The sequence below is a fragment of the Flavobacterium sp. NRK F7 genome (assembly GCF_024054195.1).
Taxonomy (GTDB): Bacteria; Bacteroidota; Bacteroidia; order Flavobacteriales; family Flavobacteriaceae; genus Flavobacterium.
This window is the reverse complement of record NZ_JAMXLB010000001.1, coordinates 663,838-689,015: the sequence shown is the minus strand read 5'-3', so window position 1 is coordinate 689,015 and position 25,178 is coordinate 663,838. Positions and strand designations below refer to the sequence as shown.

The 25,178-nt window shown below is 29.6% G+C and carries 23 protein-coding genes and 1 tRNA gene; 7 read left to right on the top strand and 17 right to left on the bottom strand.

The features are described from left to right. Positions 1 to 2: 2 nt before the first annotated feature. Genes NHF47_RS02860 through NHF47_RS02840 form a run of 5 tightly spaced genes read right to left on the bottom strand, consistent with a single transcriptional unit; the run spans position 3 to position 5,852 of the window. Complete coding sequence (locus NHF47_RS02860) at positions 3 to 968, bottom strand: hypothetical protein (protein ID WP_252763511.1); 966 nt, start codon at positions 966 to 968, stop codon at positions 3 to 5. Positions 969 to 975: 7 nt separating this feature from the next. Continuing rightward, positions 976 to 2,667 (bottom strand): hypothetical protein, encoded by a 1,692-nt coding sequence (locus NHF47_RS02855; RefSeq protein ID WP_252763510.1) that lies wholly within the window; start codon positions 2,665 to 2,667, stop codon positions 976 to 978. A 44-nt stretch (positions 2,668 to 2,711) separates the two neighbouring features. Further along, positions 2,712 to 3,590 carry a carboxypeptidase-like regulatory domain-containing protein gene (locus NHF47_RS02850; RefSeq protein WP_252763509.1) on the bottom strand — a complete coding sequence of 293 codons (879 nt, stop codon included), beginning with the start codon at positions 3,588 to 3,590 and terminating at the stop codon, positions 2,712 to 2,714. Between the two features lie 7 nt (positions 3,591 to 3,597). Further along, positions 3,598 to 5,097 (bottom strand): GH3 auxin-responsive promoter family protein, encoded by a 1,500-nt coding sequence (locus NHF47_RS02845; protein WP_252763508.1) that lies wholly within the window; start codon positions 5,095 to 5,097, stop codon positions 3,598 to 3,600. Between the two features lie 2 nt (positions 5,098 to 5,099). After that, the gene (locus NHF47_RS02840; protein WP_308219254.1) at positions 5,100 to 5,852 is read right to left on the bottom strand and encodes a M23 family metallopeptidase; all 753 of its coding nucleotides are present in this window, start codon (positions 5,850 to 5,852) and stop codon (positions 5,100 to 5,102) included. A gap of 248 nt (positions 5,853 to 6,100) precedes the next feature. Between NHF47_RS02840 and NHF47_RS02835 the strand changes: the two genes are divergently transcribed. Beyond that, positions 6,101 to 6,301, top strand: a complete 201-nt coding sequence (locus NHF47_RS02835) for a twin-arginine translocase TatA/TatE family subunit (RefSeq protein ID WP_252763506.1) — start codon at positions 6,101 to 6,103, stop codon at positions 6,299 to 6,301. A gap of 79 nt (positions 6,302 to 6,380) precedes the next feature. On the opposite strand, the gene NHF47_RS02830 is transcribed toward NHF47_RS02835, so the two are convergent. From NHF47_RS02830 to NHF47_RS02800, 7 genes are all read right to left on the bottom strand, one after another. Further along, positions 6,381 to 8,504, bottom strand: coding sequence for a Tex family protein (locus NHF47_RS02830; RefSeq protein WP_252763505.1), 2,124 nt, complete (start codon positions 8,502 to 8,504; stop codon positions 6,381 to 6,383). Positions 8,505 to 8,582: 78 nt separating this feature from the next. Then, positions 8,583 to 9,404 (bottom strand): NAD(P)H-hydrate dehydratase, encoded by an 822-nt coding sequence (locus NHF47_RS02825; RefSeq protein WP_252763504.1) that lies wholly within the window; start codon positions 9,402 to 9,404, stop codon positions 8,583 to 8,585. A gap of 12 nt (positions 9,405 to 9,416) precedes the next feature. Then, a complete protein-coding gene (locus NHF47_RS02820; protein WP_252763503.1) occupies positions 9,417 to 10,469 on the bottom strand; it encodes a hypothetical protein in 1,053 nt (350 codons plus the stop codon). A 15-nt stretch (positions 10,470 to 10,484) separates the two neighbouring features. Next, on the bottom strand, positions 10,485 to 11,387 hold the full coding sequence (locus tag NHF47_RS02815; RefSeq protein ID WP_252763502.1) for a cation diffusion facilitator family transporter: 903 nt from the start codon (positions 11,385 to 11,387) through the stop codon (positions 10,485 to 10,487). A gap of 3 nt (positions 11,388 to 11,390) precedes the next feature. Then, on the bottom strand, positions 11,391 to 11,729 hold the full coding sequence (locus NHF47_RS02810) for a hypothetical protein (protein ID WP_252763501.1): 339 nt from the start codon (positions 11,727 to 11,729) through the stop codon (positions 11,391 to 11,393). Further along, on the bottom strand, positions 11,729 to 12,160 hold the full coding sequence (gene rpiB / locus NHF47_RS02805; RefSeq protein ID WP_252763500.1) for a ribose 5-phosphate isomerase B: 432 nt from the start codon (positions 12,158 to 12,160) through the stop codon (positions 11,729 to 11,731). Before rpiB ends, NHF47_RS02810 begins: the two co-directional genes overlap by 1 nt. A gap of 631 nt (positions 12,161 to 12,791) precedes the next feature. Then, positions 12,792 to 13,031: a DUF2007 domain-containing protein gene (locus NHF47_RS02800; protein WP_252763499.1), complete on the bottom strand. Its 240-nt coding sequence runs from the start codon at positions 13,029 to 13,031 to the stop codon at positions 12,792 to 12,794. Between the two features lie 200 nt (positions 13,032 to 13,231). On the opposite strand from NHF47_RS02800, the gene rnr reads away from it, so the two are divergent. From rnr to NHF47_RS02785, 3 genes are read left to right on the top strand one after another with little or no spacing between them, the layout of a single operon-like run. Continuing rightward, positions 13,232 to 15,409, top strand: coding sequence for a ribonuclease R (gene rnr, locus NHF47_RS02795; RefSeq protein WP_252763498.1), 2,178 nt, complete (start codon positions 13,232 to 13,234; stop codon positions 15,407 to 15,409). Between the two features lie 29 nt (positions 15,410 to 15,438). Beyond that, positions 15,439 to 16,104, top strand: coding sequence for a head GIN domain-containing protein (locus NHF47_RS02790; RefSeq protein ID WP_252763497.1), 666 nt, complete (start codon positions 15,439 to 15,441; stop codon positions 16,102 to 16,104). 43 nt (positions 16,105 to 16,147) lie between these two features. Beyond that, the gene (locus NHF47_RS02785; RefSeq protein WP_252763496.1) at positions 16,148 to 16,828 is read left to right on the top strand and encodes a LysE family translocator; all 681 of its coding nucleotides are present in this window, start codon (positions 16,148 to 16,150) and stop codon (positions 16,826 to 16,828) included. A 275-nt stretch (positions 16,829 to 17,103) separates the two neighbouring features. Here the strand turns inward: NHF47_RS02785 and NHF47_RS02780 are convergent. Together NHF47_RS02780 and folB are read right to left on the bottom strand one after the other, a co-directional pair. Beyond that, positions 17,104 to 17,174 (bottom strand) — tRNA-Cys (locus NHF47_RS02780). A gap of 88 nt (positions 17,175 to 17,262) precedes the next feature. Continuing rightward, positions 17,263 to 17,619 carry a dihydroneopterin aldolase gene (folB, locus tag NHF47_RS02775; RefSeq protein ID WP_252763495.1) on the bottom strand — a complete coding sequence of 119 codons (357 nt, stop codon included), beginning with the start codon at positions 17,617 to 17,619 and terminating at the stop codon, positions 17,263 to 17,265. Positions 17,620 to 17,734: 115 nt separating this feature from the next. Here folB and NHF47_RS02770 point away from each other — a divergent pair, with 115 nt between their 5' ends. Beyond that, entirely contained in the window at positions 17,735 to 19,417 is a 1,683-nt protein-coding gene (locus NHF47_RS02770) for a glutamine--tRNA ligase/YqeY domain fusion protein (protein WP_252763494.1), read from the top strand. A 329-nt stretch (positions 19,418 to 19,746) separates the two neighbouring features. Here the strand turns inward: NHF47_RS02770 and NHF47_RS02765 are convergent, their stop codons facing one another. Continuing rightward, on the bottom strand, positions 19,747 to 20,727 hold the full coding sequence (locus NHF47_RS02765; protein WP_252763493.1) for an SPFH domain-containing protein: 981 nt from the start codon (positions 20,725 to 20,727) through the stop codon (positions 19,747 to 19,749). A 98-nt stretch (positions 20,728 to 20,825) separates the two neighbouring features. On the opposite strand from NHF47_RS02765, the gene NHF47_RS02760 reads away from it, so the two are divergent. Beyond that, positions 20,826 to 21,476, top strand: a complete 651-nt coding sequence (locus tag NHF47_RS02760) for a PorT family protein (RefSeq protein ID WP_252763492.1) — start codon at positions 20,826 to 20,828, stop codon at positions 21,474 to 21,476. Between the two features lie 79 nt (positions 21,477 to 21,555). Continuing rightward, a complete protein-coding gene (locus NHF47_RS02755; protein ID WP_252763491.1) occupies positions 21,556 to 22,467 on the top strand; it encodes a hypothetical protein in 912 nt (303 codons plus the stop codon). Positions 22,468 to 22,512: 45 nt separating this feature from the next. Here NHF47_RS02755 and gltX read toward each other — a convergent pair whose 3' ends face one another. Together gltX and NHF47_RS02745 are read right to left on the bottom strand one after the other, a co-directional pair. Beyond that, entirely contained in the window at positions 22,513 to 24,015 is a 1,503-nt protein-coding gene (gltX, locus tag NHF47_RS02750; RefSeq protein WP_252763490.1) for a glutamate--tRNA ligase, read from the bottom strand. Positions 24,016 to 24,098: 83 nt separating this feature from the next. Then, positions 24,099 to 25,127, bottom strand: coding sequence for an alkane 1-monooxygenase (locus tag NHF47_RS02745; RefSeq protein ID WP_252763489.1), 1,029 nt, complete (start codon positions 25,125 to 25,127; stop codon positions 24,099 to 24,101). Positions 25,128 to 25,178: the final 51 nt, after the last annotated feature.

Genomic DNA, 25,178 nt, shown 5'->3' with positions numbered 1-25,178 from the left:
AACTAACTTCTTTTGGCTATTTGTTCTTTATAAATTTTTCTAGTCTTAAATAGTAAGAAAAAAGAAAGTAACAAAATAAATGGAAGAATAAATTTCATTTTATTATTGGTTCCTTCAAAGTTTTTAATATTTAATACGGAACTAATTTCTTTAACTATTTTATCTGAATTAATTAGATTTATTCTGTTAATTCCTTGTTCAATTATAAGATTTTCTTTGGTTTTTATAATATCATTTAACTGGTTATTTTCATTATAATACACCAATTTATCACTTTTTTGATTATTTGATGAAGTGGATGAGAAAGCATCTAATAAAAAATTAATTTGCGAAATTAAACTATCGTTAGCAACCATTTTTTCATTAATATTCTCTAAACTTTGTTTTCTTACGGTCTCAAAATAGGGTGAATCATTAACAAATTGTAAAATGGGTAATACAGTAGATTTATAATTAACTGTATCTGAGGTTTTTAAATTTATAACATGAAAGGGGTAATTTTTACTTGTAACATCATCATGAATGATTTCTTCGATGTCTCCATCTTGAGCCATTAATTTTATTAATTCAAAATTTTCTTTTTTATAATCAATAAACTTATAAACATCTATGATTGGTTCAATATCAATTTTATTAAAATGTTTAATATCTTTTATACCAATTGAATTGAAAAAGACAGTATCGTCTTCTTTTTTCTTTGAATTTAAAAGATTAACTTTAGCATATAAATAATCTGCACTTCCAAAATTTGGTGCAACTATAATACTATGTTTGTAAGACTTGTTTTTAATATCTAATAAATAACCAAGTCCAAAACCTAAAACCAATAGAATAATAATAATTATACTATTTTTTTTTAGAAACAAAATAAATTCAAAAAGGCTATCTAAAATAGATTCAAAAAATGCCCTAATATTTTTTAAAATTTGTCCTAAATCAATTTCTTGATCTTGAGGGTTTGTACTCATAACTTATTTATTTTATGTTAAATATTTGTTCTAAAATCTTGATAGTAATTAAGTAGGTTGGTTTTACACCTGTAGTTCCAAGTCCACCAGAAGCTAATGTGCTTCCTGTTTCTAATGGGTTATCAGAAGCATAATATGCGTAACGCACTTTTACATTTGCATTAATACTTTTTCTAATTTTAGAAGCAGATTGAATGGCTTTTTGATAGTATGCCCCTTCCATTTCCAATCCAATCGCTTCCCAAGTAGATTCGTGGAAAAACTTCAATAAATCTCTATTTTGAAGCGAAGTTCCTAAAACCGTAATCATAGGTCCAGAAAAAACAGGAATATCATTACCTTCAAACATACTTGCTGTTAATTCGTTTTCAAAAGGGTAATTGTCTGCAGTTCCTTCATTTACATGAGCATTTGGAATCATGATATCACCTTTACCTCCTTGAAGAATACCTGCTTTACCCATTATAGAAACCGACTCTACGTTTAAAAACAATTTATTCTTTTTATCTGTTTTAAATGGTTTTAATAGCTCATCAATAGTTTCAAAAGCTTGTTCACCAAATGCATAATCCATTACAATTAAAACGGGTTTTTCTGCTTCTAATGTAGCATTTGAAAAAACAGTTTTTTTAAAATCTATTTTAGCTGTGTCAAAAATTTGTACATCAATATTTGTTCCTGATGTGTCAGGTAAGAAGAGCATTCCTTGTTTAAAAGCATATTCTTCTACCTTTTTACGTAGTTCTTTATTGTTAGAACTACTTAAATCTTCAAATATTTGAAAAGGAGATGCTTCTTTATATTTTTTTCCAATAACAGGTTCTGCAAAGATTGAATTCATCACACTATGCATATTAGCACTAATAATATGTAAGGGTCTATCAATTAAATTATTTGCTAATAATACTTCTTTAATATTGGTTGCCCAAATATCTCCATAAATATGATGTCCTAGACGCTCTCTTAAAATAGGGCTAAATGTTATGGTTCTTTTATTATTATCAACAATCTCTTCAATTGCTAATCTTCCTAACCAATACACTACATGTATAAATCGGTCTGGGGCATCTGCGATGGCAAAATCATCATAAATATCTTTTACTTCTGCAAAAGTTCTACCTAAGACGTTTGCAGCATGAGAAATGGCTTTCTCTCTTTCTATTAAAGTAAGTTTTTTGGTTTGATTAACCACTTGCTCTAATTTTTGCCAATCTCTTGTTACAGAACCATCATCAGCAATTAAAACTCTGTTTTTGATTTTATGCGACTCTATAAAAATAAAAGTAAGGTGTGTTAAAATATCATATATATCGGAACGACCCCTTGTTATTTCTACATTCATCTGCTCATCATCAATACGATAACAGTTTCTTCTTCTTTTTGGAGGAACAATCGCTTTAAAATGAGAATTAGAATATCCTTCGTCTGACGTTAAATTAATATACCTACATTCTTCAATTCCAATAGGTAACCTTTCAATCACATAAAGTAATCCATTTAGTTCAACTTTTTCTTCTGCAATACTACCATAGATTTCTGGTCGAAGTGATAATAAAGCTTCTCTTAAAGTTTCTCCTGAAACACCCATTGGTTTGTAAAAACCTCTGTTAAATAAATGTCTCATGGTAATGTACAGTCGTTCAATAGCTGCCGACGACTCTTGCGCTCTAGAACGCGAAATGTTTTTAATGTCCTTCATTAATATTTTATTTATCTAACCAGCAAAGGTAAGATTTTTATTTCTTAGTTGGTTAATATAAGATTAATCGCAGGTTCAAATATGGTTAATTTGTCTTTAGGGTTTTGTTCGTTTACTTTTTTATTCCATTTTCCTCCATAAAAACTGTATAAAACATCGCGCTCGACATAATTGTACAACACTAAGGGATAATATGTTTTTTGCGTTTTTTCTCTTTTCGTGTAAGGATCTATAATTTGCCTTTCCAGTTTGTTGTTTTCAATCATTAATTTTTCGTAAGCAACAAAAATTCCATTGCTTGGAATTACAAGGTTAAAATCTGAAACATCAAATTTATTTCGTAAAATTCCCTTTTTCACTTTAACCAAAAAGTCTTTGTTTAATAATTCTTCTCCAGGTGAACCATCTTCATTGACTGCATAAAAATGTATTTTTATTGTAGACTCATCAATTTTACAATCGGTTTGAATACTGACTTTTTTGATAAAAGGGGTTTTCTTATAAGCATCTTTATATGGAAAGAATTTTGCTTCTATTTTTGGTCCATTATCAAAGGTTTGCAAAATGGCATTAGGTGTTTTTCCAATTTCAATCTCTTTTGTGTCTTTTTTATTTAAAACGACTACCTCATCTAATTCAATTACAGCAGCTTTTAAAAAAACTTCTTTTGCTAGAGAAGCTTTAACCACTCTTTTGTAAAAACCTAAAGCAGAAAAAACGAGGTTTGGATTACGTTCTTTTACATTAATAGAAAAACTACCATCAAAATCTGATGTAGTACCTATTTCTTCATTTTCAATCCAAATATTAACAAAAGGAATAGGCTCTTTTGAAATACTATCTCTTACTACACCTCTAATTTGTGCTGAAATAGAAATACTACTCAACAGTAAGAATACAAAAAATCGGGTTTTTAATTTCATGCAATAGTTATTTTGTTTTTAGTTTATCTGCAATATTTCTGTTATCACTTAATCGAGGCAATTTGTTTTGACCTCCTAATTTACCTATAGATTTCATATATTCTTGAAAGCCGTTTTTTTCAATTCTTGTGATGACCAAAGTACGCAAAACTTTACCTGCAATTAAATCATCATAATACACGTTTTGCTTGCGCATGGCAGCATCAATTTTTAAAGCAAAAGCATCCAAGTCATCTGGTTCTTGTTCAAACTCAATCAACCATTCATGATAAGGTAATCCATCTAAAGGAGTAATTTGTGGGGCAACTGTAAATTCATTTATACGTATTGAAGTACCCGTAATTGCTTCTTCTAAAGCACTTTCAACTTCTTTAGCAATTACATGTTCTCCAAAAGCAGATATAAAATGCTTTATTCTACCAGAAACAATAATTTTATACGGTTTTAAGCTAGTAAATTGAATCGTATCTCCTATGTTATACGACCAAAGTCCTGCATTGGTAGAAATAAGTAAAGCATAATTAATACCGATTTCAACTTCACCAATGGTATAGCGTTTTGCTGGAAGACCGTTAGGTGTAGTATAAAATTCATCTGCTTTAACAAATTCATAGAAAATACCAGAATTTAAAAGCAACAACATGCCTTTTTCTTTTTGTGAATTTTGGTAGGCGAAAAACCCTTCAGAAGCTGGAAAAAGTTCAATAGAATCGACTTTTCTTCCAATTAAATTCTCAAATTTTGCACGATATGGTTCATAATTTACACCTCCGTAAATAAACAGATTAAAATTTTTAAAAATTTCACCTACTGGTTTTTGAGCGCGCTCTTGCAATTTCTCAAAGTACATTTGTACCCAAGAAGGAATTCCCGAAATAACCGTCATGTTTTCATGAAGCGTTTCTTCCACTATTGCATTCACTTTGGTTTCCCAATCTTCAATACAATTGGTTTTCCAACTAGGCATTCGGTTCTTTTGTAAATATTTAGGAACAAAATGAGCCACAATTCCTGATAACCGACCTAGTTTGATACCATTTTTATCTTCTAAAATGGGGCTTCCTTGAAGAAAGATCATTTTGCCTTTTACAAAACTAGCATTTCCAGTTTCATGAATGTAATTCAGTATGGCATTTCTAGCCGCTTCAATATGAAAAGGCATGGATTCTTTCGTAAGTGGAATATATTTGGCTCCAGAAGTGGTTCCCGAAGTTTTAGCAAAATAGAGTGGCTTTCCTTTCCAAAGTATATTTTCTTCACCATTGATTACCTTTTCTATATACGGTTTTAAATCTTCGTAATCACGAATAGGTACTCTTTCTGTAAATTCTTGAAAAGTAGTAATGTTTTTAAAATCATGGTCACGACCAAATTGTGTTTGCTGCGCTTGAGCTATTAATTCTTGAAATACTTTTTTTTGAGTAGCAACTGGGTTATCAATCCAATGTTGGTTTTTGAAATGTATTTTTTTTGCAAAAATTTTTGCAGCAAAAGTCTTAATTGACATATTTATTGAAAGTTAATAAACTGAGTTGGATTTATTGGGAAACCATCTTTCCATAATTCGAAACGTAAAGTACTATTTTCATCTGTTGTAGCTGAGTTTCCTGCCAAAGCTATCACTTCTCCAGATTTAACTGTATCACCTTGTTTTTTAGTAGCAGAAGCAGCATTTTTATAAACGGATAAAATTCCCTCTTGATGCTCCACAATAACTACATAACCATAAGAAGGCGTCCATTCTGAAAAGATTACAGTTCCGGATGCTACTGTTTTAATAGGAGTGTTGTTTGCTAAAGCAATCTTGACTGCTAAAAAATTATTTTTGGCATTATAATTTTCTATAATTGTTCCTTCAGCTGGTGAAAATAATACAAAATTAACTTTGGGTTTTGCATTTTCAAAAACATTGTATTTATCTTCTTGAATAACTTTATTCCTTAGTTCCATTTCAACTTCTTGGGTGGCTAAGACGCTTTCATCTATAGTTTGTTTTTCTGAAGCAATTAAAGAATCTTTGTTCAATTTAGCGTATTCTAAATCTCCCGTTAATACCTTTTTTATAGAGGAAATATAGAGGTTATTTATTTCAACTGATTTTTGAAGAGAATCAGATTTAATGGCTAAATTCATCGCATCTTTTTTCAATTGAGTAGAAGCATAGCCAGGAATATATTCTCTTAAAGGTGTAAAAGCAATAATGTAAGTGGTAATTCCGATTAAAAAAATGGCTGAAAGTGTAACAACCACGAAAACGTTCATTAGATTTAGTTTTAATGAAAAGGTCTCTTCAAAAGTATCCTCATTAAGAATAACTAATCGTCTCTTGTTGAAAAGCTTCTTTAAAAGTATCTGCCTTTTTTTTCTTTTTTTAGTCATTTCACTTTCAATTATAGACTCACAAATATACTAATTACAACGGTTTTTTAGGAAAAACAGTATATTTATTAGTTAAAAAATATAGGTTTATCTTTTTCTTGTTATCTTTGTACCATTAATTTTTTGAAATCATGAATGCATTAACAATTTTTTTAGGTGTTGTAGGAACCCCACAAATAATACTAGTAGTCGTTATTGTACTTTTGTTATTTGGTGGTAAAAAAATTCCGGAATTGATGAAAGGTCTTGGTGGTGGTGTGAAAGAATTTAAAAACGCTATGAAAGAAGAAGACCAAAAATTGACTAAAAAAGAAGACGAGACAAAAGAATAAGTCTACTAAATTTCTAATAGTAAAATTCCAAATTCCAAGTTAAACTAAGTTTATCATCGGAATTTGGAATTTTTTTGTTTTATAGTATCATTGTTAACTGAATTCTTTTACGAGCTTCATCCACCTCAACAACTTTTACTTGTACATGCTGATGTAATTTCACAACTTCATTTACATCGGAAACATAGCCCTCTTTGAGTTGTGAAATATGAACCAAACCACTCTCTTTGATACCAACATCAACAAAACATCCAAAAGCCGTAATATTATTCACAATGCCAGGTAAAATCATACCCGCTCTTAAATCTTGAATCGATTTTACATTGGGATCAAATTCGAATACTTTCGCTGCTTTTCGAGGATCTAAACCTGGTTTTTCTAGTTCTTTAACAATGTCTTTTAAACCTAAAATTCCTATTTCTTCCGAAATATAATTTTCCAATTTAATTTGACTAATTTTTTCTTTATTGGCAATTAATTCGTTCACTGATATTTTTAAATCTTTTGCCATTTTCTCCACTATTTTATAGGCTTCAGGATGCACCGCAGAATTATCTAATGGATTTTTACCCTCTTTAATACGAATAAAAGCCGCTGCTTGTTGGTACGCTTTATCACCTAATCTTGGCACTTTTTTAAGCTGCTTTCTATCTTCAAAAGGACCGTTTTCAGTTCTGAACGCTACAATATTTTCTGCCATTTTTTCTCCAATTCCAGAAACATAACTTAATAGCGACTTGCTGGCAGTATTTATATTTATTCCAACAGAGTTTACACATCTTACCACAACGGTATCTAGTTCCTCTTTCAGCTTGGTTTGATCCACATCATGCTGATATTGACCCACCCCAATTGATTTGGCATCGATTTTTACTAATTCTGCTAAAGGATCGCTTAATCTTCTTCCAATAGACACCGAACCACGAACCGTAACGTCATATGTTGGAAACTCATCACGAGCAATTTTAGAAGCAGAATAGACAGAGGCACCGGCTTCCGAAACTACAAATACTTGAACCGGTTTATCAAAAGCTATTTTTTTTATAAAAAACTCCGTTTCTCTGCTTGCTGTACCATTTCCAATAGAAATGGCTTCTATATTATAGGCATTTACCATAGAACGCACCTTTTTCATCGCCATAGCGCTTTCATTTTGAGGTGCGTGAGGATAGATGGTTTCATTGTATAACAAATCTCCCTTTTCATCCAAACACACTACCTTACAACCACTTTTATAACCTGGATCAATTGCCATAATACGTTTTTCTCCAAGCGGAGGAGCCAATAATAACTGACTTAAATTTCCTGCAAAAACTTCAATCGCTTTCTCGTCTGCTTTGGCTTTAGCTTCTTGCAATGTTTCATTTGAAATAGCAGGTTCTAATAAACGTTTATAACTATCTTTTATAGCTGTTTTAACTTGTGTTGTACTTTCGTTTTTACCTTTTAAAATATTTTCTTCAATAAAATCGATGGCTTCATCATTTTCTAATTCTACTTTTAATTTGATAAAGCCTTCTTTTTCTGCACGAAGCATGGCTAATAATCGATGTGAAGGTGCTTTAGAAATAGCTTCCGACCAATCAAAATATTGCTTAAATTTTTGAGCTTCTTCTTCTTCGGCCTTCTTTTTAACTACTTTTGTGGTAATGAGTGCTTTTCTTTGGAACAAGCGACGTAAGTTTTTACGGATGTACATGTTTTCATTGATCCATTCAGCAATAATATCTCTAGCGCCTTGTAAAGCTTCGTCTTCATTAGGCACATTTTTAGAAATATATTTGGAGGCTTCAAATTCAATTTCGTCATTGTTTTGTGCCATAATTATCTTAGCCAATGGCTCTAAACCATTTTCTCTTGCTACATCCGCCTTGGTTTTCTTTTTCTTTTTATAAGGTAAATACAGATCTTCAATTTCTTGTAAATCAAAGCTATTCTGGATTTTAGATTTTAATTCTGAAGTAAGTTGGCCTTGCTCTTCAATAGTTTTTAAAATAGCTTCTTTTCGTTTTACTATTTCGTCAAACTGTTTGGCTAATTTCGCAATTGACTCTATTTCTACTTCATCTAAATTTCCTGTTTGATCCTTTCGGTAACGAGAAATGAAAGGAATCGTACAGTCTTCGGACAGTAATTTTAAGGTAGCTTCAATATTCTTATCAGCGGTTGCAACAACCGCTTTTATAAATTGGATTTGGTTCATTTTAATCTAAAATTTCTGGGTGCAATTTATACAAATAACTTTATTCGTATTAAATAAACTAACGAAAATAAAGTACATTTATGCTGTTATTTTTTTAAATGCCATACCTAAATTCTCAATAACATCTGTAATTAGCATGCTTTCTTCACTTTGTTCAGATAAAGTGATATCTGCGGCTAAACCATGAAGATAAACACTTAAAACAGCGGCTTGAATAGGAGGGTAGTGTTGTGCTAAAAAAGCGGTAATTATTCCTGTTAAAGCATCACCCGAACCTCCTTTTGCTAAACCTGAATTTCCAGTGCTATTTTCGTAGGAATCAATTCCATTAGTAATAAAAGTTTGATGGCCTTTTAAAACAATAATGCAATTCCATTCTGTCGCTTTTTTAAGAGCCGTCGCTCTTCTTACATCTTCAGAATTATGAGTACCAAATAATCGATCAAACTCTTTCGGATGGGGTGTTAAAATGGTTTGTTTAGGTAATTGGCTAAACCAATCTGGATTTTGGGCTAAAATATTTAAAGCATCTGCATCTAAAACTAGGTTTTCTTTTACTTTTAGAAGGGAAGTGTACACTATTTTTTGTGAAGCTTCGTTTTGTTCCAATCCAGGTCCGATTGCCACTGCATTGAAAGGAGTAAAATCGATACTATTTTCTCTAAAATAAAGCATTGCTTCAGGAATGAAATTCGTAACACTTGTTTTTTCTTCTTTTGGAACATTTGTCGTTAATAGTCCAACACCCGATCGTAAACAAGCTTTAGAAGCAATTAATGCTGCTCCCATTTTATTCGGACTTCCTACGATTAAAAAAGCGTGACCAAAATCTCCTTTATGGGTGTTTGGCTTTCTTTTTTTGTAAAAAGTTTGTACTAGTTTGTTATCAATAATCGTCATTTTACTTTACTATTAATCATCTCCTTCAAACCTAAAATTACGCTTCATGAAATTTAGAGCTGCTTCCACAATTTCGCCCATAGAGGTTGCCTTTTTAAAATTAAGATCTAAAGTAAAATCATAAATTTCTTTACCTAGTTGTTCAATATGTTCTTTAGGTGCTAATGGGGTAGACTTCATGGCAACCAATAAATCATGAATACGTACTTTCGAATCTCTCAAGCGTTTTACAAGAACCGATCGTTCTTCATTTTGATACTGTTCAATTGAACTTTGACTCAATTTATTTTGAACCAATTGATTGTATTGAAAATTCTCTTTAAAAAGATGTGGTTTATACAATTTAAAGCTCCCTTCATAACTTTGTTGATCAAAATCGATAGCTCTAATTTTAAATACCAATTGATCAAAATCATAAATAGGTATAATAACAAAATTGTACGAACGCATATCGCCTAATAAACCAATCATACATCTTTCATTAAACTTTACAAATTGTTTGGCTATTTGCGCTTTTTCGTGTTCGGTACACTCTTTTAAGTTTTTTTCTATAAAAACATCACCTGGAATACCTACAATGTGTTCTTCTATTAAAGTATCTTTAAATACCAAATAGTTGATTCGATTCGGCGATAAAATATGTTCTAATTCTAATCCGTAAATACGAGATGCATCTGCTTTTTTTATATAAAAATGCGTGTAATTATCATTTAAGATGTTTCTGACTTTAATTCGAAAGGGCTTGGAATTTCCAAACGTACAAAAATCAATTTGGTCCACATTTAAAAAAGCAAAGCTACTTTCATTTCCATCAGAATGTAGTAAGGTATAAATCTTTTTTAGGTTTTTATCAATTTCTGCTCGTTCATATTCATTATAGTAAACACGAACCCACAAAGTATCTTTTCCCTCTTTATCAAATACAGAAATAGCGCCTTGAAAACGCAATAAATCTTCATAAAAAACATTGGTTTTAGTTAGTCTTTTATAGGTGTCTAAATAATCCCGAAGGGGCTTATTTATAGGAAAAGACTCTTTTTTTAACTGTTGTTTTTCGTTACTCATTTTCAAGTAATTTTTTTAATCTTGTACAATGTAATCTTTAGGATCTTCTTTCTTAAATTCAGGTTGAATATTAATGTGATTGATTTCAAATTTTTCTAAAAGTACTTTTTCAATTTGATGTAACAATTCATTAAAATCACTCATTTTTATGTCTTCTGTACAATCTAAATGCGCTTCTAAATGCAATTCTTCTTCATTCAAATGCCAAACATGAATATGATGTAATTTATGTACTCCTTTAATCTTATGAACTTCTCTAACGATTTCTTTGATATGAATATGGTCTGGAGTAAAAAGCATTAAAATTTTAGTTGCTTTTTTTAATAAATCAAATCCAACAACAATTAGATAGATAGCAATTCCTAAAGTCATGATACTATCAATCCAATATATTTTGTAAAACAACATTAATAAACCGCCTATTAGAACCGCAACAGAAGCCAACATATCAGTTAACAAATGCAAATAGGCCGATTTCATATTCATATTATGATTTGCATCTTTTTTTAATAATAAAACGGAAAAACCATTTACAATAATACCTAGTAAAGCTAACCAAATCACTAAGTTGGATTCTATTTCAATAGGAGTTATTAAACGTTGAATAGCCCCATAAATAAGTATAAAAGCTACAATGATTAAAGTAGCAGCATTTACAAAAGCAGCTAATATTTCAGCCCTTTTAAATCCAAATGTTTGATTAAAAGAGGCTTTTCTTTTTGATAATTTATGAGCCACTAAACTAAAAATTAAGGATAAAACATCCGAAAAATTATGCAAAGCATCGGAAATTAAAGCTAAGCTTCCAGATAGAATTCCACCAATAATTTGTGCTAGTGTAATAATCACATTCAATACAATGGAAAACAATAAGTTTTTGCCTTCTACTTGATGTTTATGACTGTGGCTATGAGACATATTTTAAAAAAATGGTTTAATTATGTATTTAACAATAACTAGAAAAATAATAATATGAATAAATAAACCCAAGTTAAAATATTTCCAATATTGCTTATAGGTTTTTTTATTTCCCTTAATAATCAATTCGGAAGTTTTTTTTAAATGATACTTATAAAGAAAAGAACAAGTTAAAATAATTTTTACCTTTTCAGATACGCTTATTTCTTTTTCAATAGGTATAATTATTTCTAAACCTCTTCTATTTATTTCATTACTAATTTTAGATTTCAGTTCTTTATCTAATTTACAATTTTTAACTAATGCTACTAATTGTTTATCCGATAAATCTACTAAACTCATTATTGACAAGCAATCTTGTTCACTCTAGTCGCGTGTCTTCCACCTTCAAAAGTTGTATTTAAAAAGGTTTCTACCATTTGTACCGCTTGTTCAATAGCTGTAAATCGGGCAGGAATACTTATTATATTAGCATCATTGTGCAAACGGGCTAATTCTGCAATTTCTTTTGTCCAACATAGTGCAGCGCGTATATCTTGATGTTTGTTTACCGTCATCGCAATTCCGTTTCCAGAACCACAAATCACAATTCCAAAATCAGCCTTTTTATTCGCTACATCCTCAGCAACAGGATGACCAAAGTCAGGATAGTCTACACTTTCAAAAGTATCTGTCCCATGGTTAATTATTTGGTGTCCTTGTTTTTCTAAAAACTGAACAATGGCTTTTTTGTAATTTGGACCTGCATGGTCATTACCGATTGAAATTATCATAATACGTTGTGTTGTTTATTAGTTACAAAAATAAGTAATAAACTATGGAGTAAAAAAAGAGAAACCAATTATTATTACTTTTAAATGATTCCTTTTTTAATTATTTAGGAATCAGTTATTTAAAAATTAATTTAAAGTTAATTCACAACGCTGTTAATAGTATTTTACAATGCATTGATAATCAGGTAACTTTAAATTAACATTAATTGTTAATAAGTAAAAACAAAAAAAGAGAAGTTTTTTAAAAAGGAAAGGAGTTTTTTTATAATCAAAAAGAGGAATGAAAAAACGATAAATAGTTTTTATTTTTTATTCTAAAGTTATGAGTTTATAAACTGTAGTTATTAACATTTTTTAAAACTAAAGTTATTTACAAAAGAAGGTGAAAAATATAAATTAACAATTGTTAATAACCAAAAAATAAAATTGTTTTTAAAATTAAAAATCAAGACTTTAACTAAAAAAAGTAATGTTAATAGAATTGTATAAGTAAGGAAAACTTATAAAATCATCAGATTTTAAAAAACTTATACTACATATTAACACGCTATCATAACCATCATAAATTTTAAAATTTTAAAAAAGTTTTTTTGTTGTTTTTAATTACTGTTGAAAACTCTCATTTTAGTAACTAAACAATTTTTAAATGATTGTCATTATTAAACCTATCTAAAATTTCTTTAGCTCTTTCAATATTTTTAGGATGTACTTTTAATTTGATGCCTCCGTAGGCAATTGAAGCAAAAGGATCTATAGCCACCAAAGTTTCATTTTCAAAAAAATGAGCTATATTTTCTTGATCTAAAAGATTTCTTAGAATATACGTTTCATGAGGAAAATTAAAAATAGCAATTGTTACAAAATCTTTCATGTGCTTAATCTTTCTATAAAGATAAATAATGTTAGATTTATATTAAAACTTAAATCATATAACTTGCAACTAGTAACTATTTCGTAACTTTCACCATTAATTAAAAATAGAGCCTATTTACATTTTATAAGAATTCGGAAAGTGTAAAAGTTAGATGCATGTGTTTCCGTAAAAAATAGTAGGCTCATATAAAAAATAAAATGAGTAAGAAACCAAAAAAATTAGGTAAAAAGCAAAAGGATTTTACCGCATCAATATTTAAAATATTATCCAAAGAACCTTCAAAATCATTTAATTATAAACAAATTGCTGCTGCTTTAGAATTAAATGATACGAAAAGCAGAAATGAAATTATACGTGATTTAAAAATTCTAAAGTCACAGGACAAGATTCATGAAACTGATAGAGGTAAGTATCAAATTATTTCTAAATCGGAATATTATGAAGGTAGTATAGACATGACCTCTAGAAAAACAGGTTATTTTATCTGTGATGAATTAGAAGATGATGTTTTTATTCCTTTCATCAATTTGAATCATGCTTTAGATGGAGATAAAGTACGTGCTTATATTTATAATCGTAGAAGTTCAAGAAGACCTGAAGCAGAAGTTTTAGAAATATTAGAAAGAGCAAAAACAGAATTCGTTGGTGTAATTGATATCCAAAAAAACTTTGCTTTTGTTACTACGACTAATGCAAAAATGTATACCGATATTTTTATACCAAAAAATAAAATTAATGGAGCACAACATGGAGATGTGGTGTTAGTTTCTATGGAAGATTGGCCTAAAAAAGCAGATTCTCCATTTGGTTCTGTTATCAATGTTTTAGGAAAACCAGGTGAACACAATACTGAAATTCATGCTATACTTGCAGAATATGGATTACCTTATGATTTTCCAATAGAAGTAGAAACCTATGCTAACAAAATTGATACTTCTATTACAGAGGAAGAAATAGCGAAAAGAAGAGATATGAGAAATGTACTCACTTTTACTATTGATCCAAAAGATGCTAAAGATTTTGATGATGCTTTATCTTTTGAAATTTTAGAAAATGGTAATTATGAAATTGGTGTACATATTGCCGATGTTTCTCATTACCTTAAGGAAGATACTATTTTAGACAAAGAAGCCTATCAAAGAGCTACGTCAGTTTATTTAGTGGATAGAGTAGTGCCAATGCTTCCTGAAGTATTGTCTAATTTTGCTTGTTCGCTTCGACCACATGAAGAAAAATATACCTTTTCAGCTGTATTCCAATTGAATCCAAAAGCAGAAGTTGTAGATTCTTGGTTTGGACGAACTGTAATTTATAGTGACCAACGTTTTGCTTATGAAGAAGCGCAAACTATTATAGAGACTCAATCAGACATTATTCCTGCAGCAATATCCTTAACAGGAACTGAATATAAAGTACCGCAACCTATAGTTGAAGCTACTTTAAAATTAGATGAGTTAGCTAAAATTTTAAGAAGAAAAAGAATGGCTCATGGGGCTATTTCATTTGATAAAGTAGAAGTTAAATTTCATTTGAATCAAGAAGCTGAACCAACAGGAGTCTATTTCAAAGTTTCCAAAGATGCTAATCATTTGATTGAAGAATTTATGTTACTAGCCAACCGAAAAGTAGCAGAATTCATTGGAAAACAGAAAAAAACATTTGTATATCGAATTCATGACGAACCAAATGAAGATAAATTAATGAATTTACAAACTGTAATTAAAAAGTTTGGATATTCCATTAATTTCAAATCCAAAGAATCTATTTCTAATTCTTTGAATACTTTATTAGAAGAGGTACAAGGAAAAAAAGAGCAAAATTTAGTAGATACTTTAGCGATTCGTACCATGAGTAAAGCCGTTTATTCTACTGAAAATATTGGCCATTATGGTTTAGCATTTGATTATTACAGTCATTTTACATCGCCAATTCGTCGTTATCCAGATGTTATGGCACATCGTTTGTTACAACATTATTTAGACGGAGGTAAAAGTGTAAATGAGGAAGAATACGAAGAGAAATGTCGACATTCTTCAGACATGGAAAATTTGGCAGCTCAAGCGGAAAGAGATTCTATCAAATACATGCAAGTAAAATACATGCAAGATCATAAAGATGAGGAGTTTTTAGGGGTTATTTCTGGAGTTACTGAATGGGGAATTTATGTTGAAATTATAGAAAATAAATGTGAAGGAATGTGTCGCATTCGTGAACTAAAAGACGATTATTATACCTTTGATGAAAAGCAATATGCTTTAGTGGGAGAAGTTTCAAAAAATATTTTACAATTGGGTGATGAAGTATTTGTAAAAGTAAAGAATGCAGATTTAGTTAAAAAGCAATTGGATTTCTGGTATTTAAGAAAAAACGAATAGCAAAGAATTAAAATTTAAAATAAAAAATCATGAAAAAATTAATCTATAGTTTATTATTTATAACTGCTTTAGGCTTTTCTCAAACTGAAAAACAAGTAGGTGCTTTTTCAAAAGTAACGGCTTTTGATAAAATTGATGTGTATTTAATTAAAAGTACCGAAAATAAGGTAGTTTTAAAAGGTGATAAGAAGGAAGATGTAGAAATAGTAAATAAAAATGGTGAATTAAAAATTAGAATGAGCTTTGGTAAATTATTACAAGGAGACAATATTTCTGCTACAGTTTATTATACTTCAATTGATGCTATAGAAGCGAATGAAGGCTCTAGAGTTTCTTCAAATGATACGTTTGATGGTGTACTTTTTGAGTTAATTGCTAAAGAAGGTTCAGAAATTAAAGTACATTTTGAAATAGAAAAATTAAAAGCAAGAGCTTCACAAGGAAGTATTTTAAAATTATCAGGTAATGCTGATTATGCTGATATTTTAGTTAATTCTGGAGCTCAGTATGAAGCTAAAGAATTAATTACAAAACAAACCACTATAACTGGTAATGCCGGTGGACAAGCAGATGTATATGCAACTGATTTAGTAGATGCTAAAATTAGAGCAGGAGGCACAATTTTAATTCATGGAAAACCAAAGCAAATCAATCAAAAAACCATAGCTGGTGGAACCATAGAACAAGCGAAATAGTTTTTTTTATGTAACTTCGTGTTTTTAACACGTTTTTTACACTATGTGGCAAGATATTTTAGCAGCAATTCCTTGGGGATTGCTTTTGGCTTTTTCAATAGGACCTGGTTTTTTTGTTTTATTAGAAACAAGTATAACTAAAGGTTTTAGAGCTGCTTTAACGTTAGATTTAGGCATCGTTTTTGGAGATATTTTATTTATTTTAATTGCCTATTTAAGTACGAACCAATTACTAGAACAATTAAAAGATAATCCCACATTGTTTATTGTTGGAGGTTTAATTATGTTAGGTTATGGTTTAATTTCTTTTATTCAATTAAAGAAAACATACAAGAAAAAACAAGATATTCCTGAAGATGAAGATAATATTCAAAAGAACAATTATTTTGGTTTATTCTTTAAAGGTTTTTTAGTTAACTTTATAAACATAGGGGTTTTAGGCTTTTGGTTGATGATTATCATTACACACGGACCAAAAATGCATATGGAAACCCAACGTATCACCATTTTCTTTGGAGCTATTTTATTCTTTTATTTATTGTTTGATATTGCTAAAATCCTATTAGCAAAGCAATTAAAAAATAAATTAACGCCCTTAAATATTTATAAGATTAAACGCGTTATTAGTATAGTAATTCTCATTTTCGGATTGTTTTTTGTTTTACAAGGTTTATTTCCAAACGAAAAGCAGAAATTCCAACAACATTTTGATATGTTTAAATAATATAAAAATCTTTAAGATCATCTTAAAGATTTTTTTCTATAGTAGTAACTATTCTGAAATTTAATCCTAATAATTTTTTTATTTATTGTAACAACTTTTAAAATAGTGGCATCGCCCGATGTCTTTACTCAATTTTTTCTAAAAATTGCACATAAAAAAAAGCTACTATTTCTAGTAACTCTATTTAAAATAAAGGCATCGCCCGATGACTTTACTTAATTTTTTCTAAAAATTATACATAAAAAAAGAGCTACTATTTCTAGTAACTCTTTCAGAGGCATCGCCCGGATTCGAACCGGGGTAGACGGTTTTGCAGACCGGTGCCTAGCCGCTCGGCCACGACGCCTTTTGTTAGGAGTGCAAATATAATAAAAAGTTTAAAAGTTTAAAGTTTAAACACTAAAAAGTTTTAATTTTCCATTGTTTTTATGGCACTATCTTTTTTGTTGTAACACTATTGTTACCGCTTCCACGTCGCCACCAATAGGTGGATTTAACTTTGAAACAGCAACTTTAACTTGTGAAACAGTTGGTAATTCTTGTAAGATTTTATCTATAATGCGTTGTGCTACATGTTCTAAGAGTTTTGCTCGAATGGCCATTTCTTCGATTACTATTCGATTTAAATCTACATAATCAACAGTATCATGAAGTTCATCAGTTTGTGCTGATTTCTTTAAATTGGTCTTAATTTTCAAATCTACTTTATAATCACTACCAATTTTTCCTTCTTCTAATAAACAGCCATGATATGAATAGGTGCGTATATTTTGTAAAATAATAATTCCCATTGCAAATTTTATTTATAATTACTGTCAAAGTTACTATGTTTTTTCAACTTTTAAACAACTTTAAACTTTAAACAATTAAACATTTTCTATCTTTGTCAAAACATTGAAAATTATTATGTCAACGGAAGAAAAATCATTAAATTTTATTGAACAAATTATTGAAGAGGATTTAAAAAAAGGATTACCTCAAGATAAATTACGTTTTCGTTTTCCACCAGAACCAAATGGCTATTTACATGTGGGTCATGCTAGTGCTATTTGTTTGAATTTTGGTTTAGGAATTGATTACAATGCACCTGTTAACCTTCGTTTTGACGATACCAATCCATCAAAAGAGGAGCAGGAATTTGTAGATGCAATTAAAAGAGATGTTGAATGGCTTGGTTTTCAATGGGATAAAGAATGTTATGCATCGGATTATTTCCAGCAATTATATGATTGGGCAGTAGAGTTAATTAAAAAAGATAAAGCGTATGTTGATAGTCAAACTTCTGAAGAAATGGCTATTCAAAAAGGAACTCCTACCACTCCTGGTACTGATTCGCCTTATAGAAATCGTTCGATAGCAGAAAATTTAGATTTATTTGAACGCATGAAGCAAGGCGAGTTTGAAAAAGGAACGCACGTTTTACGAGCTAAAATTTCGATGAATGCGAATAATATGTTGATGCGAGATCCTATTATTTATCGCATCATGCATGCACATCATCATAGAACGGGTAATGATTGGTGTATTTATCCAATGTATGATTGGGCACATGGAGAAAGCGATTATTTAGAACAAGTATCACATTCTTTCTGTACTTTAGAGTTTTTACCTCACAGAGAGTTGTACGATTGGTTTTTAAACCAAATTTATGAGGATTCTAAGGTAAGACCTAAACAAAGAGAATTTGCGCGTAGAAATCTATCTCATACGGTAGTTTCTAAGCGAAAATTATTGCAATTAGTTACAGAAGGTCATGTTACAGGTTGGGACGATCCTCGTATGAGTACTATTTCTGGCATGAGAAGAAGAGGAATTACCGCGACTGCTATTCGTAATTTTGCAAAGACGATTGGCATTGCCAAAAGAGAAAATTTAATAGATGTTTCTTTGTTAGATTTTTGTGTGAGAGAAGATTTAAACAAAGTGGCACCACGTGTTATGGCAGTTTTAGATCCTGTTAAATTGGTAATTACCAATTATCCAGAAGGTCAAGAAGAATGGTTAGAAGCTGAAAATAATCCTGAAGAAGAAGTTATGACCTATAGAAAAGTACCTTTTTCGAAAGAATTATATATTGAAAGAGAAGATTTTCAAGAAGAAGCTCATAAAAAATTCTTTAGATTATCTTTGGGTACTGAAGTGCGTTTAAAAAATGCGTATATCATTAAAGGAGAATCAGTTATAAAGGATGCTGACGGAAATATTATTGAAATTCATTGTACTTATGATGTAGATTCAAAGTCAGGAAGTGGTACAGAAGCTAGTAAAAGAAAGGTAAAAGGTACGATTCATTGGGTATCTATTCCACATGCTATCGAAGCGGAAATTAGAGTATATGATCGTTTATTTACGCATGAAAATCCAGATGGAAATAAAGAAGTTGATTTTAAAGAGTACATCAATCCAAATTCTTTAGAAGTAATTACAGGTTACTTAGAGCCAAGTTTGCAATCAGCTAAAGAATTAGATCATTTTCAATTCCAACGTTTGGGCTATTTTTGTGTAGATAAAGATTCAACACCAGAAAAATTAGTTTTTAACAAAACTGTTGGTTTAAGAGATACTTGGGCAAAAGTAAGTGTACAATAATTTTGACTCAAAATAAATAAAAAAGGCTAGTTGATAACTAGCCTTTTTTATTTATAAATATTATCAATTTTATATTAGTAATAGTTTTTAATTATTATAAATTTTAATTATTATATATTTAATTATAATAGATTTTATATTAAAAATTTAGCTTTTATATTTTAAATGTAAGACATTTTAAAAATTAGCCTTTATGATTTTATATTTATTATAAAGAAAGTCTTTAAAATCGCTTTATTTTAATTTTAGATATCAAAATTGCATCTACAAACAAAAAAACCATCAACTTTTAAAATTGATGGTTTCATTTTTAATTTTTGATTCAAATTTTATTCTTCGGAATCTTTTTCTTCTTCTGTTCCTCCAAAAATATCTTTTTTACCTTTATTTTTTGCTTTAGAAGTATTTGCTTTTTTCATCGCTTCCCCTACTTGATTACTTGCTGTAAAACTAGCAACCATATTATTTAACATTTCACTACCTGCTTGTGGCGAATTAGGTAACAAAATCAAATTACTATTGGTATCTGCACCAATTGCTTGTAAAGTATCATAATGTTGGGTAACCACAATTAAAGCGGATGCTTCTTGTGAATTGATACCTACTCTATTCAATACATCTACAGATTCCACTAATCCACGAGCAATTTCTCTTCTTTGATCTGCAATACCTTGTCCTTGTAATCTTTTACTTTCAGCTTCAGCTTTTGCTTTCGCTACAATTCTAATTCTTCCTGCTTCTGCTTCATATTCTGCAGCCGTTTTTTCACGATCTGCAGCATTAATTCTATTCATCGCATTTTTTACTTGAATATCTGGATCAATATCGGTAATTAAGGTATTGATAATATCATAACCATAAGTAGACATCGCTTCATTCAATTCTCTTTTTACAGCAATAGCAATATCATCTTTTCTTTCAAATACATCATCCAATTTTAATTTTGGTACTTCAGCACGCACTACGTCAAATACATAAGAAGTAATTTGATCGTGTGGGTATTCTAATTTATAAAAAGCTTCATATACTTTTTCTTGTAATACTTTAAATTGGACAGAAACTTTTAGTTTTACGAATACGTTGTCTTTCGTTTTAGTTTCAATGATGACATCCAATTGTTGAATACGAAGATTTACTCTTCCAGCAATGCGATCAAAAACTGGAATTTTTAGTTGTAATCCTGAATTTCGAATACTATTAAATCGTCCAAAGCGTTCTACAATAACAGCAGTTTGTTGTTTAACTGTAAAAAATGAACTTAGTAGAACAAATAATCCTAGTACGATTACAACGATTAAAAAAATTGGCATAATGGTTTATTTAATTGGTTTATAGTTATTATACGCTTTTTATCGAAAAAAGTTACACGTTTTATTTAATAACCTTATTTTTATAGAAAATTTTGAATATGAAAAAAATTATCTGTTTATTAACCTTTCTCATTACCTTTTCTTTGAACGCACAATATGGTCGACGCGATAGTAATCGTATTGGTCTTTCAGGAGGTATTACTCAAATGAGCTTGTTTTCTGATCAATTTAACGCAAAACCTGAATTAGGTTGGACTGCAGGTTTTTCGCTTAGAGGAAATTATTACAACGATTGGCAAATGGCTTTTGGTATGCATTTTACACAAAGTAAATTCTCTTTAGAAGCTTTAACTACTGCCGAAGATATTACCTATACAATGTCTGGTGTACAAGTTTTCTTAACGGGAAGTTACATGGTTATTGAACATCATTTAAGTTTAGAAATTGGGCCGGTTTTACAAGTAAATGGGAAATTAGCAATCGAAGATAACAACAAATTAAAACTATTAAAAGATAGTCCTTTATTAACAGCAAACGATATTGTAGATGTTACTAAAATTAGTGGTAATATTTATGCTGGTATTACAGCTGGTATTGAAAATGTACGTTTGCATGTAGCCTATCAATATGGTATCAATAATTTTATGAATAATTTAAATAAGAAAGACGATTTAAAAGCGCTTAATGGGAATCAAAAGTTTAAAGCCAATTATGGGATTTTGAGCGGTATGATTACAATTTATTTGTAGTTTTAAAATATTTTTAATAAACAATTTAAAGCCAAATGTTTTACATTTGGCTTTATTAATTTTTAACCTATTTTTTATTATGAAAAAAGTCTTTTCAATTATTTTGTTTTTTGTTCTAACTTTTTCCTTTTCTCAATTTAAGTTGCCTCAAAAGAAAGATTGGGAAATTGCCCTTAACAAACCTATTGTAATATTACAATTAGATGAAAGTAATGAATATGCATCTGTTTATAACACTAATATTAAAAAATATGCAGAAGAGTATTTTGGTGCAAATAGAATTGAGAAATATTTACCATATAAAGAATTCAAAAAGTTTATAAAAGGAAATAAAGAAGAATATAATTTTATTGGTTTTCAATATGATATAGTTAATCACCATGGTTTTTTTCAAATTTATTTTGGAATTACAGGGAAAGCCTTTATGATTAACGGTGGTTATTTATCTACAGTTATTTATGAGGATAAATCTACATTATTTAAAAAAGTAACTTTAAAGCTTACAGAAGCAGATATTAAATTTGCTGTTGGTACTTTTAAAAATGAAATTGTAAATGGTTTTCAAACCGGTGATAAGTCATTACGCGATTTAATGAAAGAATCAAAAAAATCATTAAAAGAAATTAACCCTACTGCTAATGCGTTAAAAGGTATGACTTTATTATTAGATAAAGATTTATTAGGTGAAAATTTTATAAATGAATTTTCTAAAAATTATAAATATAAATTTGAAGCAGTTGATAAATCACGAATAGATTCTGCTATTCTTAATAATGAGAAAGATGTTGCCTTTTTGTTTGAATATTGTAGACCAAGTTCAGATTCTAAATTTTATACTATGTTATATATTTACAAAGCAGAAGATAATTCACTTTTATTTTCGTATGTTCCAGATAGGTCGAGCGGTATTGGATTTGTTGATTTAATAAAAGGTTTAACAACAAATTACTCTAAAGAATATGTTCAAATGTTAAATAGTGTTATAGATTAAATTCTTTTTTTATAAAAAACCCAGCAAATCGCTGGGTTTTTACTTTTATAAAGTTTCAATTGCTTTTTTTATTCTCTGAATTGTTTCTTCCTTTCCAATCATTTCAATAATATCAAATAAATGAGGTCCTTTTAAAGCGCCTACTACACTTAAACGTAACGGTTGCATTACTTTTCCCATTCCTATCTCATTTGTTGTCATCCAGTCCTTTAAAATGGTTTCAATAGTTACTGAAGTAAAATCTGTAATTTTTTCCAATTCATTAGCTACTTTTTGCATTAAAACTGGTGTTTCCTCTTTCCAATTCTTAGCTGCTTTTTCATCATACGCTTTTGGAGCTTTAAAGAAATAATCCGATAAATCATACAATTCCGTTACAAAATTGGCTCTGTCTTTTACTAAGGAAACAATTTTTACTAAGTCAAGAGAAGTTTTTATATTTTTTTTGTCCAACTCTTTTTGGAACATTGCTGCTAATTCAACATCACTTTTCTTTTGTAAATATTGGTGATTGAACCATTTATTTTTATCAGGATCAAACTTCGCTCCTGCTTTATGAATTCTGTTCAAATCAAATTTTTCAACCAATTCTTCTAAAGAAAAGATTTCTTGTTCTGTGCCATCATTCCAACCTAATAACGCTAAAAAGTTAACCACCGCTTCTGGGAAAAAGCCATTTTCTCTGTAACCCATAGAGGTTCCTTCAGATGTTTTCCATTCTAGAGGAAAAACAGGAAAACCCATTTTGTCACCATCTCTTTTAGATAATTTTCCGTTACCAACAGGTTTTAAAATTAATGGTAAATGAGCAAATTCAGGTGCATCCCAACCAAAAGCTTTGTATAACAAATAATGTAATGGGACACTAGGTAACCATTCCTCTCCTCTAATCACATGAGAAGTTTCCATTAAATGATCGTCAACAATATTCGCCAAGTGGTACGTTGGCATACCATCACTTTTGAATAATACTTTATCATCTAATAAATTAGTATCAAATTTTACGTTTCCACGAATAATATCGTGAATTTCTAAGATTTGATTTACGGGTGTTTTAAATCGGATGACATAATGTTCACCAGCTTGAATTCTTTTTTCAGTTTCCTCTTTGGATAGATGTAATGAAGTATCTAATGTATCTCTTACCGTATGGTTGTAAATAAAAGTATTTTTATTGGCTTCAGCTTCTTTCCTTAATTCGTCTAATTTTTCAGGAGTATCAAAAGCATAGTACGCCCATCCATTTGAAATTAATTGATCTGCATATTGTTTGTAAATTGCTTTTCGTTCGCTTTGTCTGTAGGGTCCAAATTTTTCATTTTTACCAATGGTTTCATCAGGTGCAATTCCTAACCATTCTAATGCTTCAAAAATATAGGATTCAGCTTCAGCCACAAATCTTGTTTGATCAGTATCTTCAATACGAATGTAAAAAGTGCCACCATTTTTTTTGGCAAATAAATAATTGAATAATGCAGTTCTTACACCTCCAATGTGTAAAGGACCTGTAGGACTTGGAGCAAAACGTACTCTTACTGGTTTAGACATTTCTTGATAATTTTTGGCAAAGATACAACTATAAAAATTTCAATGAAAAAATTCCAAATTCCTTTATCACATAAATTTTAATTTTATTTCATGGTTTCAGGTACTCTTTTATTCATAATTCTAAACCATAAAGGAGGCAATAATGCGATAACCATGCTGGTTGGGTATCCAAATGGCATTTGCGGACTCTCATGATGATACTCTAATATTTGGTATTTTTTAGATGCTTTATAATGATGATCACTATGTCTTGTTAATTCATATAATAGAATTCTTCCCATAATATGATTGGAGTTCCAGGAATGCTTTTCCGATACTCTTTCATATCTTCCAGAAGGCAATTGTTCTCTTTTTAATCCATAATGTTCGATATAATTTATAGTTTCAAGTAGTAAAAAACCTACAATTCCTGATGTTATTGCTAGTAATAATCCATTGGTATGAAATATAAAATATATTAGCATCAAATAACTGATTTCAATTAATGTAAACCAAAACATATCATTCTGTATAAAGAAAAAGGAATTGTTATTTACTTTATTTAATTTAAACTGAATTTGCCAAGCTTTTTTATAAGTACCTAATATAGTTTGGTACCAAAAAGCATATAAATTTTGATTGTATTTTGCGGTTGAAGGATCTTCAGGAGTTGCTACATGAACGTGATGACCTAAATTATGCTCTACATAAAAGTGCATATAAAAAGAAGGAATTAATAAAATTTTGCCAAACATTCTTTCCCATTTCTTTTTTCTGTGTCCTAATTCATGAGCTACATTAATTCCATTTGCACCAAGAATAATTCCTAAACTTAAAATAATGCCTAACCATTCATAGATTTCTTTATACGAATGGGCTACAAGTTGTAATGTATACCAAAGTGAACCAAATACTATTGGAATATTTAAATATAATAAGAAATCAAAAAACCATTTATTATTTTTATTTGTTATCTCTTCTTTATTTAAATTACGAGAGTCTTTTGGTAATGTAATTTCTAATATAGGAATCAAAATAAAAGCATAAACGACACCTAGGTAACTCCATGATTTACCAAAATAAATTCCTAGTAAAGACGCTATCGGTAAGGTATATGCTAATAGATATTTCATAACTATTTTTATTTATTAAAGGTACAAATTTTTTTATTCCGTTCATATTCA

Bases quoted from the DNA above. Each gene is read 5' to 3' on its own strand.
- NHF47_RS02860 (WP_252763511.1), bottom strand. From the start codon at position 968: ATGAGTACAAACCCTCAAGATCAAGAAATTGATTTAGGACAAATTTTA.
- NHF47_RS02855 (WP_252763510.1), bottom strand. From the start codon at position 2,667: ATGAAGGACATTAAAAACATTTCGCGTTCTAGAGCGCAAGAGTCGTCG.
- NHF47_RS02850 (WP_252763509.1), bottom strand. From the start codon at position 3,590: ATGAAATTAAAAACCCGATTTTTTGTATTCTTACTGTTGAGTAGTATT.
- NHF47_RS02845 (WP_252763508.1), bottom strand. From the start codon at position 5,097: ATGTCAATTAAGACTTTTGCTGCAAAAATTTTTGCAAAAAAAATACAT.
- NHF47_RS02840 (WP_308219254.1), bottom strand. From the start codon at position 5,852: ATGAACGTTTTCGTGGTTGTTACACTTTCAGCCATTTTTTTAATCGGA.
- NHF47_RS02835 (WP_252763506.1), top strand. From the start codon at position 6,101: ATGAATGCATTAACAATTTTTTTAGGTGTTGTAGGAACCCCACAAATA.
- NHF47_RS02830 (WP_252763505.1), bottom strand. From the start codon at position 8,504: ATGAACCAAATCCAATTTATAAAAGCGGTTGTTGCAACCGCTGATAAG.
- NHF47_RS02825 (WP_252763504.1), bottom strand. From the start codon at position 9,404: ATGACGATTATTGATAACAAACTAGTACAAACTTTTTACAAAAAAAGA.
- NHF47_RS02820 (WP_252763503.1), bottom strand. From the start codon at position 10,469: ATGAGTAACGAAAAACAACAGTTAAAAAAAGAGTCTTTTCCTATAAAT.
- NHF47_RS02815 (WP_252763502.1), bottom strand. From the start codon at position 11,387: ATGTCTCATAGCCACAGTCATAAACATCAAGTAGAAGGCAAAAACTTA.
- NHF47_RS02810 (WP_252763501.1), bottom strand. From the start codon at position 11,729: ATGAGTTTAGTAGATTTATCGGATAAACAATTAGTAGCATTAGTTAAA.
- rpiB (WP_252763500.1), bottom strand. From the start codon at position 12,160: ATGATAATTTCAATCGGTAATGACCATGCAGGTCCAAATTACAAAAAA.
- NHF47_RS02800 (WP_252763499.1), bottom strand. From the start codon at position 13,031: ATGAAAGATTTTGTAACAATTGCTATTTTTAATTTTCCTCATGAAACG.
- rnr (WP_252763498.1), top strand. From the start codon at position 13,232: ATGAGTAAGAAACCAAAAAAATTAGGTAAAAAGCAAAAGGATTTTACC.
- NHF47_RS02790 (WP_252763497.1), top strand. From the start codon at position 15,439: ATGAAAAAATTAATCTATAGTTTATTATTTATAACTGCTTTAGGCTTT.
- NHF47_RS02785 (WP_252763496.1), top strand. From the start codon at position 16,148: ATGTGGCAAGATATTTTAGCAGCAATTCCTTGGGGATTGCTTTTGGCT.
- folB (WP_252763495.1), bottom strand. From the start codon at position 17,619: ATGGGAATTATTATTTTACAAAATATACGCACCTATTCATATCATGGC.
- NHF47_RS02770 (WP_252763494.1), top strand. From the start codon at position 17,735: ATGTCAACGGAAGAAAAATCATTAAATTTTATTGAACAAATTATTGAA.
- NHF47_RS02765 (WP_252763493.1), bottom strand. From the start codon at position 20,727: ATGCCAATTTTTTTAATCGTTGTAATCGTACTAGGATTATTTGTTCTA.
- NHF47_RS02760 (WP_252763492.1), top strand. From the start codon at position 20,826: ATGAAAAAAATTATCTGTTTATTAACCTTTCTCATTACCTTTTCTTTG.
- NHF47_RS02755 (WP_252763491.1), top strand. From the start codon at position 21,556: ATGAAAAAAGTCTTTTCAATTATTTTGTTTTTTGTTCTAACTTTTTCC.
- gltX (WP_252763490.1), bottom strand. From the start codon at position 24,015: ATGTCTAAACCAGTAAGAGTACGTTTTGCTCCAAGTCCTACAGGTCCT.
- NHF47_RS02745 (WP_252763489.1), bottom strand. From the start codon at position 25,127: ATGAAATATCTATTAGCATATACCTTACCGATAGCGTCTTTACTAGGA.